General features: G+C 50.4%; 14 protein-coding genes. 5 read left to right on the top strand and 9 right to left on the bottom strand.

What is annotated here, in order from left to right:
* The 3 genes from ACJAZW_RS13620 to ACJAZW_RS13610 form a co-directional block, all read left to right on the top strand.
* On the top strand, positions 1-398 hold a 398-nt coding region (locus ACJAZW_RS13620), incomplete at its 5' end, for a class I adenylate-forming enzyme family protein (RefSeq protein WP_415159018.1).
* Complete coding sequence (locus ACJAZW_RS13615) at positions 385-738, top strand: MaoC/PaaZ C-terminal domain-containing protein (protein ID WP_415159016.1); 354 nt, start codon at positions 385-387, stop codon at positions 736-738. The genes ACJAZW_RS13620 and ACJAZW_RS13615, both read left to right, overlap by 14 nt.
* Positions 735-1,100 carry a phosphate acetyltransferase gene (locus ACJAZW_RS13610; RefSeq protein WP_415159014.1) on the top strand — a complete coding sequence of 122 codons (366 nt, stop codon included), beginning with the start codon at positions 735-737 and terminating at the stop codon, positions 1,098-1,100. Before ACJAZW_RS13615 ends, ACJAZW_RS13610 begins: the two co-directional genes overlap by 4 nt.
* Positions 1,101-1,119: 19 nt before the next feature.
* Here the strand turns inward: ACJAZW_RS13610 and ACJAZW_RS13605 are convergent, their stop codons facing one another.
* The 7 genes from ACJAZW_RS13605 to ACJAZW_RS13575 form a co-directional block, all read right to left on the bottom strand.
* Positions 1,120-1,905 carry an alpha/beta fold hydrolase gene (locus ACJAZW_RS13605; protein WP_415159012.1) on the bottom strand — a complete coding sequence of 262 codons (786 nt, stop codon included), beginning with the start codon at positions 1,903-1,905 and terminating at the stop codon, positions 1,120-1,122.
* On the bottom strand, positions 1,902-2,963 hold the full coding sequence (locus ACJAZW_RS13600; protein WP_415159010.1) for a branched-chain amino acid ABC transporter permease: 1,062 nt from the start codon (positions 2,961-2,963) through the stop codon (positions 1,902-1,904). Before ACJAZW_RS13600 ends, ACJAZW_RS13605 begins: the two co-directional genes overlap by 4 nt.
* A 1-nt stretch (position 2,964) precedes the next feature.
* Positions 2,965-3,996 (bottom strand): branched-chain amino acid ABC transporter permease, encoded by a 1,032-nt coding sequence (locus ACJAZW_RS13595; RefSeq protein WP_415159008.1) that lies wholly within the window; start codon positions 3,994-3,996, stop codon positions 2,965-2,967.
* The gene (locus ACJAZW_RS13590; protein WP_415159005.1) at positions 3,993-4,715 is read right to left on the bottom strand and encodes an ABC transporter ATP-binding protein; all 723 of its coding nucleotides are present in this window, start codon (positions 4,713-4,715) and stop codon (positions 3,993-3,995) included. Before ACJAZW_RS13590 ends, ACJAZW_RS13595 begins: the two co-directional genes overlap by 4 nt.
* Positions 4,708-5,475 (bottom strand): ABC transporter ATP-binding protein, encoded by a 768-nt coding sequence (locus ACJAZW_RS13585; protein WP_415159003.1) that lies wholly within the window; start codon positions 5,473-5,475, stop codon positions 4,708-4,710. Before ACJAZW_RS13585 ends, ACJAZW_RS13590 begins: the two co-directional genes overlap by 8 nt.
* Positions 5,476-5,528: 53 nt before the next feature.
* Positions 5,529-6,704, bottom strand: coding sequence for a substrate-binding domain-containing protein (locus tag ACJAZW_RS13580; RefSeq protein WP_415159001.1), 1,176 nt, complete (start codon positions 6,702-6,704; stop codon positions 5,529-5,531).
* A gap of 295 nt (positions 6,705-6,999) precedes the next feature.
* Positions 7,000-7,836 (bottom strand): cyanophycinase, encoded by an 837-nt coding sequence (locus ACJAZW_RS13575; RefSeq protein ID WP_415158999.1) that lies wholly within the window; start codon positions 7,834-7,836, stop codon positions 7,000-7,002.
* 346 nt (positions 7,837-8,182) lie between these two features.
* Between ACJAZW_RS13575 and ACJAZW_RS13570 the strand changes: the two genes are divergently transcribed.
* Together ACJAZW_RS13570 and ACJAZW_RS13565 are read left to right on the top strand one after the other, a co-directional pair.
* Positions 8,183-9,835 carry a cyanophycin synthetase family protein gene (locus ACJAZW_RS13570; RefSeq protein WP_415158997.1) on the top strand — a complete coding sequence of 551 codons (1,653 nt, stop codon included), beginning with the start codon at positions 8,183-8,185 and terminating at the stop codon, positions 9,833-9,835.
* Entirely contained in the window at positions 9,823-10,815 is a 993-nt protein-coding gene (locus ACJAZW_RS13565; protein ID WP_415158995.1) for a glutamate ligase domain-containing protein, read from the top strand. The genes ACJAZW_RS13570 and ACJAZW_RS13565 overlap by 13 nt, the downstream gene beginning before the upstream one ends.
* A 215-nt stretch (positions 10,816-11,030) precedes the next feature.
* On the opposite strand, the gene ACJAZW_RS13560 is transcribed toward ACJAZW_RS13565, so the two are convergent.
* Both ACJAZW_RS13560 and ACJAZW_RS13555 read right to left on the bottom strand, forming a co-directional pair.
* Positions 11,031-12,074, bottom strand: coding sequence for a succinylglutamate desuccinylase/aspartoacylase family protein (locus ACJAZW_RS13560; protein WP_415158993.1), 1,044 nt, complete (start codon positions 12,072-12,074; stop codon positions 11,031-11,033).
* The coding region (locus tag ACJAZW_RS13555; protein ID WP_415158991.1) for an ATP-grasp domain-containing protein at positions 12,074-12,428 on the bottom strand (355 nt) is incomplete at its 5' end. The genes ACJAZW_RS13555 and ACJAZW_RS13560, both read right to left, overlap by 1 nt.

Here is a 12,428-nt window from a genome sequence, read left to right as displayed (position 1 = left end):
TTACTAAAGATGGATGGTTGAAATCGGGCGATGTGGGCAAGCGCGACGCCGACGGATATGTCTATGTGATTGACCGCATCAAGGACATGTATATTTCAGGCGGCGAAAATGTTTATCCCGCAGAAGTTGAAAAAGTTCTAATCACCCATCCTGACATTTTGGAAGCAGCGGTGATTGGCGTCAAAGATGAAAAATGGGGTGAAGTTGGTGCAGCCTTTTTGTTGTTGCGGCCCGGTCACCAGATTGACATGACCAAACTTGCCCCTTGGTGCCGCGAACGGCTAGCTCCCTACAAAATTGCAAAAACATTTCATTTGGTGGATGAGTTTCCGCGCACCGCCGCAGGTAAAATCCGCAAGCCAGACCTAAAGGAAATATATGACAATGCGCGTGTTTAAAAGCGAATGGCAGCCCACTCAGGCTGATTTTGACCTATTTGCAAAAATCTCCGGCGATGATAATCCAATACATGTGGATCCCGATTTTTCCGCCCGCACGCTATTTGGTCGCACGGTGTCCCACGGCATGCTCATCTATTCAAAACTCTGGGGGCTGATGCGGCAAAAAATTCCCGATGCGCGCCAAAAGTCCCAGACTTTAATGTTCCCTGCCCCGTGCTTTGCGGGCGATGTCATTCAATTGCTGATCAGCGAAACCTCACACAACAATTTTGATGTAATGGCGATCCGTCAAAGCAATGGCGAAACCGTTTTAACGGGCAAAATGGAGTTAAAATGATGCAAGTTGATCAAACCAAAACCACCACCCGCACCTACACCCAGGCCGATATTGACGCCTTCTCGAACCAAGCAGGGATCGCCGCATCTTCCATAAACTCTGTTCCCGAGCCACTTTTGGCCGCACAAATATCTTACCTATTAGGAGTTGAGCTACCCGGCCCAGGCACTATGTATTTAAAGCAAGAAATGGAATTTCCGGCCCCAGCAAAAATTGGTGAACCACTGACCACAAGTGTCAAAATCTTAGAACTTCGTCGGGAAAAAGGCCTGATAGATCTTTGGGCCAGCTGCACCACGGCTGATGGGACAATCGTATGCGAAGGTCGCTCGCTGGTGATGAACAAAACCGACTGGGACTAAGCTACATTTTGCGACGTGCTTATAAGGATTGAATGAACGCAGCGATCCGTTTGGCAAACGCTTCTGGCTCTTCCAAATGCGGCGAGTGTCCTGACATTTCGAACCCCTCAAGCCGTGCATTTTGCGCATTTGCCGCAATCCATTGGGCCACAGGTGCCCCATATGCACGGCTTTTTTCGCCAAAGCAAACAAGCATGGGAACTTGAATTTGACTGATTGTCCTTCGCTCATCAAGTTGGGTCAGATCAACCCACATTTGATGCATTTTGTCCGGTGTTTGCGCGCCAATTATGTCGCTAAACCTGTCTGCTGAGAAACGTAGCGGCCCCCGCTGGGTGGCAAACATGCCCGAGGCAACGGCTTTTGAGCTCAGCGCCCAATCGGCCGTCAGGTGCGCACTGCTGGCGGCAATGGTTTGTACGGTACGGCCAACCAGACCGAACTGCCAATCCCCCTCATTGACGATTTTGGGGCTCATATCGACGCTGATCAGTCCGCCAATTTTTGCTTCGCCAAATCGCCGCAAATAGTTCCACGCGACCGCTGCGCCCAAGGACCATCCCACCAACACGACGTTCTCAAGTTTCTTTTCGGTGATCATCTGGTCCAAATAGTTCGCGCAGGCCGCAATTGTTGCATCCATATTCACTGCAGTACCATGCCCAGGCAAATCCGGCGCAAAGCAGTGGAACCGATCGCAAAGCAGCGCGCGCTGCTCATCAAAAGCATCCCCGTTCATGGTCCAGCCATGCAAAAAGATTATTGGTTGGCCCTCGCCACTTTGGTGAATTGATGCAAAGCTCATTTGCCTTCACCACGCAAGCGCCCCACCACCCCTTTTGGGAAAAAATAGACGCTAAGAATAAACAATAGGCCAAGCCACAACAGCCAACGATCAGGATTAAATATCAATGGCAAAATCGGCAAGGACGATGTTGCATCTGCCGCCGCCCCCATCAGATTTTGCAAATAATTCTGCGCAATAACGAATATGGTGGCGCCGATCACTGCGCCGTAAATCGTGCCCATGCCGCCAATCACCACCATGAGCAAAATATCGATCATGATTTCAAAACTTAATGTAGTGTCCGGCCCCACATAGCGCAGCCAAATCGCATAAAGTGATCCAGCAATTGCAGCACCAATAGCGGAAATTACCGACGCGCCTGTGCGAAAAATCACGATCTTGTAGCCAATAGATTCGGCACGAAACTCGTTTTCGCGGATGGCTTGCAACACCCGGCCAAATGGCGAGTTCACAATCCGCAAGAAGATCAAAATTAGAGTCAGACTACCAAAAAACATCAAATAGTAATTGAGCAGTTTACCATTTATTTTGACGCCAAAAATCGGATCCGCGAGGAACTTTTGTGCCGATGTTAAGGCGCGAGGTATCTTAAAATTTAGCCCGTCTTCGCCGCCGGTAAGGCCGGACATTTGGCTGAACAACACCGCAACCGCTGTGGCAACGGCCAGCGTGATCATGGCAAAAAAGATTGCCCGCACGCGCAAACTAAACAAGCCAATGATCGCCGCAAGTATGGCCGCAACCAATATGCCAGCCAACGTGCCAACAATAAGCGCATCAAACCCAGGTCCCATATGCACCGATGCCAGAGCAACGCCATACGCGCCCACTCCGAAAAACATTGTGTGCGCAAAACTGACAATACCCGTATAGCCGAGCAGCAAATCATAACTCGCCACAAGCGCAATAAATATGCAAATCCGCGCGGCAGTATCAAGCGACCGTGTGCCGGGAAATAAGAACGGCGCAAATGCCAGACCGAGCACAATAATGATCAACACCAGTGATAGAATTTTGCTGCGGGGTTGGTCGCCGGAAAGGATAGAGTGGAGCATGTTATTTCGCCTTCACAACAGGGATCATGCCCTGGGGGCGCCACATCAAAATGAAAACCATCAGTCCAATATTGGACACAAGGGCCAGTTTGGGGTCCAAATATCCAACATAATTTTGCAACAGCCCCACAAGCAGCGCACCAATAAAACAGCCCTCAACCGAGCCGAGCCCACCAATGATCACGACGATGAAAACAAGCACCATTAGATTGCCCCCCATTTGTGCTGTAATCACTTCTTGATAAAGGCCCCACATCACCCCGCCTAACCCTGCAAGGGCAGAACCTGCAATGAAAATGGAGATAAATACCAAGCGCAATGGGTAGCCCAGAGCTTTCACCATCTCGCCATTTTCAACGCCCGCGCGCACGATCAAACCAATTTTAGTGGACCGCAAAACCCAACGCATGCCGACAAAAATAACAAGGCCAAAAACCACGGCCAAGAGCCGGAATTTTTCAACCGCCGCGCCGAAAAAGATGAACGCGCCCTTTAGCGTTTCGGGCCGAGTAATGAATATTTCGTCGGGGCCCCAGAACACTAGAATGAGCTGTTCCACCACAATCATGCCACCCATGGTCACCAATATTTGTTTGAGATGCGCACCATAGACGGGTTTAACGATAACCCGTTCAAACGCCCAGCCAAGCGCGCCCGCACCAACCATTGCGCCAATGATCGCTGCCAAAACCGCAAGCACATTCAAAAACAAAGACGGAGCGCCGGTGAGACCGCCAAGGGAAAGCAAAATTGATATGCCAATAAACGCTCCCACCGAAATAAACGCCCCATGGCCGAAATTGATCACATCCATCAAACCGAACACTAAAGTAAGGCCAGAAGCCATGATGAAGATCATCATACCCATCGCCAAACCGGATACGGTTAGTGTCATCCACGAGCTTGGCGACTGAATTGCGCCCGCGCCAATGAGCATGATTATGGGTACTAAGAGCAGCGGGATATAAGGCGCAATTCTGTCTTGCAACCCTAACTTGTGCAGCGTCGGATTGTGTTCAGGTGCGGCGCTCATATGGCCTCCATGCTCAGGCCCATGTGCCGTTCTTGTAAGACCTTGTCTTTTGCCATTTCAGCCATATCCCCTGCCCAGGTGATTTTACCGTCTTCCATCACTGCGCATTTGTCGCCCAGATATTTTGCGACCTCAAAATTCTGCTCGACCATCAATATGGTCGCCCCATTTGATTTAAGCTCCGCAAGTGCCGCCGCCATAGTGTTGATGATTGCCGGTGCCAAGCCCTTGGTTGGCTCGTCGATTAAATAGAGTTGACGCTGCTCAGCCATTGCGCGGGCAATTGATAGCATTTGCTTTTGACCCCCAGACAGATTGCCTGCTGCGCTGTGCCAAAAAGTCTTGAGCGGCGGAAAGGCTTTAAAAATGCGATCAAGCCGCTCTTGTGAGACTGGCGCACTAACGGCCGCAAGGATCATGTTTTCTTCGACCGTTAGATCCGAAAAAACACCCATATCCTCCGGCACATAACCAACCCCCAATTTGGCGATTTGCGCCGTTGCGGATTGCGTGATGTTTTTGCCATCAAAGTTGATTTCGCCCTGGTGGGCTTGCCACAACCCCATGATTGTCCGCAGCGTTGTGGTTTTGCCCGCGCCGTTGCGCCCCAAGAGCATTGTCACTTCGCCCCGGGGAACAACTAAATCCACCCCGTGCAAAATGTTATACTGATGGATATTGGCATGAACGCCATTCAGCGTAAGCAGGGCATCACGCATCGCCAAGCGCCTTTCCCATATAGGCTTCTTGAACCACTGAGGATGACATCACTTCCTCGGGTGCACCATCTGCAACCAACGCGCCATTGTGCAAAACAATAATGCGATCAGCCAAGGTGCGGATCACCCCCATTTTATGCTCCACAAGCAATACGCATTTGCTCTTGTCCTGTTTAAGGCCCGCAATCAGTTCAAGCACAATCGGTGCCTCGTCTGCGGACATCCCGGCGGTTGGCTCATCAAACATATAAACAAGCGGATCGAGTGCGATCAGCATGGCAACTTCCAGTTTACGCTGATCCCCATGCGGCAATGCGCTAACAATTGTGTCGCGCTGATCAAGCAGATTGACCTGCTGTAATATTTCATCTGCTGCATCGCCAATTTGTGCATAGCTATCGGCCATTGAAAACAGATCAAAGCCCTTTTTGAACTTCGCCTGAATGACCAGCCGGATGTTTTCAAACACACTAAGATTTGGGAAGAGGTTCGTCAGCTGAAAAGCACGCCCAATGCCCTTTTGTGTGCGCTTGGCCACCGGCATTCTTGAAATCTCTTCGCCCGCAACTTTAACCGAGCCACTGCTCGGTGTAATTTGCCCACTAATCAAGTTGAAATAAGTGGTTTTGCCCGCTCCATTGGGCCCCACAATTGCGGTAAGTTCGCCCGCAGGAAATGCGCAAGTGACAGCATCAACCGCAACATGTCCGCCAAAACGAACTGTTAGGTCTTTGGTCGCCAAAAGAGGGTGAGACATCATTGTGCCAATTCATTTGCAACGGTCGGGGCAATTTGCCCCAACCGTTTAAGTGGTTATTGATTGCGAATTGGAATGGGCAATTCTTCAATTGTCAATTCGCGCACCAAGCTTGGAATGCCATAATCAACATCGTCTTTGACCACCGTCTTGAAGTGGTACATGGACTGAAGCGCCTGATGGTCTTCAGGGCGGAATGTCATTGTGCCTTTAGGTGTTTCCCAAGACATGCCTTCCATCGCCGCAATCAACGCTTCCGTGTCGGTTGACCCAGCTTTTTTGATCGCTTCAACCGCTGCGATACCCGCAGCCATGCCGCCCGCAGTGAAAAAGTCCGGTGGGCTATCATAGCGCGCGAAATGCTCTTTAACCAACCAGTCGTTCACAGGATTATCCGGCAACTCGTAATAGTAGTAAGTCGCGCCTTCCATTCCAGGAAACTCTTTGTAGGCTTTGAGCGCAGCCAGAATATTACCGCCAGTCGCAATCTCAATCCCGAACCGTGATGGGTCCATGGCGTTGATTTTGCTCATCGGGTTGCCGCCCCCTGCCCAGATGATGAACAGCTTTTTGTCGCCCTCAAGGTCCTTCATGGCATTAAAGATGCGCTCTGCCGACGCGGTAAAATCCGTAGTGTCGGTAGGTGCATATTCTTCGTGAGCGATTGAAAAGCCCTTGCTGTCCAAGGCTTCGCGGAAGGCGGTTATGCCATCACGCCCAAACGCATAATCTTGGGCTAGCGTTGCGATGTGAACGTTGTCCCCACCCAATGCAATCGCATTTGCAATCGCATCCTGGCTGGAGTTTCGCCCAGTGCGGAAAATGTATCGGTTCCAATCTGAACCGGTAATTGAATCCGCCACCGCAGGTTCAACAATCAAGATCTTCTCATATTCTTCAGCAACGGGCAGCATAGCCAAAGCAACGCCTGAACTCACCGGGCCGATGGCCAGATCAACCTCATCATCGCCATATGCTTCTTCAAGTAGTGCCTTGCCAATATCTGGCTTGAGCTGAGTGTCTTTTTCAACAATGACGATCTTTTCACCATTGATTTCCCATGTGCCGCCAGTGGCATATTCAATGCCCATCTCCAAGCCAACATGGCTTTGTTTCGCATAGGCCTCAAACGGGCCGGTTTTGCCATAAATATGCGCAATTTTGATCTCTGCCAATGCGCTTGTGCTCATCAATAGAGCCGTCATTAGTCCTAAAATTGGGGCTTTTGACATCTGGTCCTCCCTCCAAACTAGATTTCATGAAATATGAATCATTATTCATGTTTAGCGGAAATCTTTCTGCGCGTCAATTGATGAAGAATTCTCAAAATCTTAGTTTGCCAGTTAACCTGCATGGTTTCTGTGCACACTCACCGGCAACGCCAAGAATTCTGGAAATGTGTTCTCAAGCAAGCAAAAACCATCTTAGGCACCGGCTACACGCAATTCATACGCATGGAACGTCACAAAATTGAACGCTGGCGAGCAGCGCGCTTGTCCGTCAATGAAATGGCTCGGGAACCGTGTTTTACCGATTGGGAATGACGCTCGACGGCGGAGCTACTGGCCCAGGATCAACGATAATGCGTTTTTTCAGATCGTAGATCATTCCCGACGTAAGGATCGAGTAGATCACATTCGTCAGGGCAAATGGGCCTCCGTTCTTTGCATAACCAACATGATTGATCTCAATTGCGCTCCCATCAACAACGATCACGGTACCTGACCCGACCACAGTTGCTTTGGTTTCATCTTCAATCAAAAGCCCTGTATTTTCACCCATACCCAGACCCAGCATCGCTGGATTGGTCGAAACCGCGTGCACCAATCGAGAAATTCGCGATCGTTCCGCAAAGTGCGTGTCAAAAAGCACATCGTCAATCAATCCCAACCCCTTGGTCATTTCAATTCCGCCTTTGCGAAAATGTCGGAAGCGGTTGTTTTGAAAGATCATTTCCTCTGGAATAACGGCAGCACCTGCTGATGTCCCCGCAATCACACAATTTCCTAAGCGGTAACGCTCCAAAAGAGCTGTATGCAAAGGTGTCCCGCCAATCAAGGACGACAATCGAAGCTGATCGCCGCCGCCGAACATGAATAGCGTGGCTTCACTGACAATCTTAGCAAGCGCAGCGGATCCAGCATCCCGACGCTCGCCAATATGAACAACATCGATGGCCGCTGGGTTAAAACTGGCAAACAGTTTTTCGTAATCCCTTGCGCGTTCTTTTGGATCTTCACTGGCTGTAGGCACAACAATAATGCGCGCCGCACTCCCCCCAGCAAGGTCGACCATTTGCCTGAATATTTCAGAACTTTCCGTTTTCTTCTCATTTCCGCCAATTGGAATTAGATAACGTGCCACAAATAGTATCTCCGAGTTTTGCAAGTCAATTTCAAGACTCTTGATCCCATTCAAGCTGGCTTTGAAGTTCCGACTGTAGTACATCTAGTACACTAGATTTTAAGTGCAGACACAAATTGTTGTCAGTTATACCTGCTCCGCTAAATGTTTCCATCGCTGGTCGGTATTTGCCCGCTCTCAGCGTTGAATAAATGAATAGTCGGGCAGTTTTCATCCAAGCCCGAGCCAATTACACAGAGCGAAAACCTCAGGCCAGTTTTCTTCAACACAGCGGATACCGGATGCTTTGCTCATCCAAAAGGTGCCGGTGTAGACGGTGTGCCTTGCGCGCACAGAAGGCCATTACATGGAAATTCTTGAGCACCGAGCCTTAAGAGGACCAAACAGATATAGTCGGCATCAAGCCATCTTTATGGTCTTGGATATTGGTCAGTATGAGGAACAACCTTCTGACACGCTGGACGGTTTTACGGATCGCTTGATCAAGTTGATCCCTACCCTTGAAAATCATGGTTGCTCGATTGGCGGCCCCGGCGGCTTTATCACGCGCCTGAGACGTGGCACCTGGATCGGCCATATTGCTGAGCATGTTGCATTGGAATTGCAATGTTTGGCGGGAATGGAAGTTGGGTTTGGCAAGACCTATGACACCAAGGATCATGGAATTTATAAGGTAGTTTATCGCTATCGCGTTGAATCAGCAGGCATAAGAGCCGGGCAAGCCGCCGTGGACCTCGTGCACGCGGTAGCGCAAAATCGTGAGTTCGATCTTGCCGCTGTCATTGCGCAACTCGAAGAGTTGCGCGAGAGCGATCTTCTTGGCCCCTCGACCGGTAGCATTGTAGAAGAAGCAAAAATGCGCGGCATACCCGCCATACGTCTGAACAACGAAAGCCACGTACAGCTTGGATATGGCTCCAAGCAACGTCATATCCAAGCCACGATGACAGACCGGACCAGCGCGATTGGCGTTGAGATTGCGGACGAAAAATTTCGAACAAAGCAGCTTCTAAGCCAAGCAGGCATTCCCACGCCAGACGGCGCTGTCGCCCTTACGCTGGCTGAAGCGGTTCAAATTGCACAGGATATTGGTTATCCCGTTGCGGTAAAACCAGAGGTTGGCAATCACGGCAGAGGAATTACTGCCGGTGTGTCTGATGCCAATGAGCTTGAAACAGCATTCGCCTCGGCTCATCGGATATGCAACTCAATCATTGTTGAAAAAAGCATGACTGGGTTGGACTATCGTGTGCTTGTAATCAATGGGGTTTTGGTGGCCGCAGCTTTGCGGGAACCGGCAAATGTTGTGGGCGATGGCAAGTCCTCAATACGTCAACTGATCGACCAAACCAACTTGGATCCGAGACGCGGCATTGGCCATGAACGGGTGCTCACAGCAATTGCAATCGACCATATGACGGAGCGATTGCTCGCGTTCCAAGCTCGATCAGTCGATGATGTGCTGGCCGCAAACGAAAAGCTTTATCTCAAATCAACAGCAAATCTGAGCACCGGCGGAACCGCCTGCGATGTCACCGACAAGGTTCACCAAGATGTTCGGCTAATGTGTGAGCGCGTTGCCCGCATTATTGGCATGGATTGCATTGGGATCGATATCGTCGCACCCGGTCTTGATCGGCCTCTACAACATGGATCCGCTGGCATAGTGGAAGTCAACGCCGCGCCCGGATTTCGGATGCACTTGGCCCCCACGGAGGGCAAAGCCCGCAATGTTGCAGAGCCATTTGTGGATATGTTGTTCCCACGTGGCGCGAACAATAGCGTTCCAATTGTTGCGGTGACCGGGACAAACGGCAAAACAACCACGGCAAAACTGATCAGCCATGCGCTTAAATATAGTGGATTAAGGGTTGGATTTGCAGGTACCACAGGCGTTGCAATCGATGGCGTTCCGGTTGTCAGTGGTGACTATAGTGGCCCCGAAGGGTCAAGCATTGTGTTGCGTGAACCAACGGTGACTACGCGGTGCTGGAAATAGCGCGCGGTGGTATCATCAGAAGAGGCCTGGGCTTTGACAACTGCGATGTTGGGGTTCTTCTAAACGTTGATGAGGACCATATTGGCATGGATGGCGTTGAAGATCTGGAGGAACTCTCTTTAGTTAAGGCAACCGTCATTGAAGTTGTCAAAGACACAGGCGTATCGGTCCTTAACGCAGATGACCCCACTGTTGTTGGCCTGCGGGACAGGGCCGGCGGTCAGTTGATATATTTTTCTTTGCACCCAGAAAATGAAACCGTAACACATCATCTTAGCGCGGGCGGGACTGCGGTTGTTTTGCAAAATAGCAATATTGTTATCCATTCACCAAAGCCTGCCGTTCATATTCTCTCGGTGCTCGACGTTCCAATCACCATGAGTGGAGTGGCCACGTTCAATATCGCAAATGTGTTAGCTGCCGTGGCAGCCCTGCATGGCTTGGGCATGTCAGTTGACATCATCCGAAACGGCATTGGGTCGTTTCACCCCAGCGCCTCCCAAAACCCAGGACGTATGAATTTGATCGATTTCATCACATTCAAAGTGATGGTTGATTACGGACACAACATACCGGCCGTCAAAGCGTTAGGGAAAACACTCCCCCACATCACAAAAGGGCGAAAAATCGTTGTTGCGCATGGCACCGGCAACAGAACGGACAAGGACATAAAGGCATTCGGCGCGGCACTTTCGCAAGTCTATGATCACATCATTATCGCAGATGCCGATCCGCGACAGCGCACTTATGGCGAGACCTCGGAACTGGTGCAATCCGGCACTTTCGACAACGGAAATGGTGATAAACAAGTCGAGATTATCAATGATCCATCGGCGGCGCTCGCACACGCGTTCTCAATTGTTCAGCCAGGTGATCTCATCGTCGTGCAAGTTGATGAGGTGGACCTCATGCTTCAACGCGTGATGGAGTATTTTGAACGCATTGTGGGCACCGCTGCAATACCGACAGCAAGGCAGTGATGTAAGTCTCCCTGCCCCGCTTGTTTGACGTTTGTGCTAGGGTCTGGACTGAATTGAGAAATGATCTGGACAGCAGTTCAATTTTGATCAGATTTAGGCGAAATCGGCCGAATTGACTTGCTGTCAATGAGGATATTTCAACGCAAACGGGCAAAATCGAATGCTGCCTTTCGGGTTGGATGCAAAACAGACCTTTTCTCAATTGAGTCCAGACCCTAGATGATTTCATCTTCGTCAAAGATTGGGTCGTCATCCAACTCGGACGTCAAACCATCGACAGTTGCCTCGACGTCTTCTTTTTCACCAACTTTTGCAATGTGAAATAGCCCGTCGCCCTCATTTGTGAATGGCAAAACCGATCGACCAATGATGATACCGCCATAAGGCGCTGTAATTTCAGTTTCAATTTCGCCAAATGGATCAGATATTGCGCCCAAAAGATCCCCCTTCTGCACGAGTTCACCCGTCGTCTTGAATGCGCGGAATAATCCGCCGGCGGGTGCACGTTGCCAATAGCTTGCACTGGCCAGCATCGACTGAATTTTGGATTTCGAAACACCTTTTGCAGGCACCATACCCAATTTGTGCATCACCCGCAAAATGCCGCTAACCCCTGCTCGGGTCGCAAATTCGTCAAAACGCAAACCTTCTCCCGCTTCATACAATAAAATGTCGAGGCCAACTTGCTGAGCCGCCTGACGCAAGGAGCCTTCGCGGTCTTTAGCTGTCAATATGACCGGTGCGCCGAACGCCTCGGCCAATGCCATCACATCCTTATTGGACGGCGAAACTCGAATTTGCGGCAAATTCGAGCGGTGGATCGCTGCCGAATGCAAATCTATTCCAACATCCGACCGAGAAACGATCTCGGTCATAAAAATGTGGGCCAACCGTGCGGCAAGTGAACCAGACGCACTGCCAGGAAACGACCTGTTGAGGTCGCGTCTGTCCGGCAAATACCGGGACTGATTTAAGAAGCCAAAACTGTTGACAATCGGCACCGCCAATAGTGTGCCTTTTAATCTGTCCAAGCTTGGAAAGCGCAGCAGACGGCGCACGATTTCTACCCCAATAACTTCGTCACCATGAATTGCTGCACTCACAAACATTGTGGGACCAGCAAGACGCCCATGCACCACATGCACCGGCATCGTTGCGGGTGTGTGGTCCGACAAAACACTTATAGGCAGATCTATCGTTTTGCGCACACCCGCTGCAATGCTGTGACCACCAATCACAAATGCAGGTTGGGTCTGCATTACCCCGTGCCTTTTGTTTTCGTTTTTGATTTGGCACGCACCGGCGGGTTCTCAAGCAATTTTATTATTTTTCCGGCAACATCGATCCCGGTCGCTTTTTCAATTCCCTCAAGTCCGGGCGATGAGTTTACCTCCATCACCACCGGGCCACGCGCTGAACGAAGCATATCGACGCCGCACACATTTAGGCCCATAACTCTGGCTGCCCGCACAGCCGTTGATCTTTCTTCAGCGGTAATTTTTACAGTTTGCGCACTGCCTCCACGATGTAGGTTTGACCTGAACTCGCCTTCAGCGCCAGAGCGCTTCATTGCCGCCACAACTTTGCCACCGACCACCAAGGCGCGAATATCA

This window comes from Maritalea sp. (assembly GCF_047634455.1).
Classification (GTDB): domain Bacteria; phylum Pseudomonadota; class Alphaproteobacteria; order Rhizobiales; family Devosiaceae; genus Maritalea.
The sequence above is the reverse complement of the archived record's forward strand: the minus strand, read 5'-3'. Positions and strand labels throughout refer to the sequence as shown.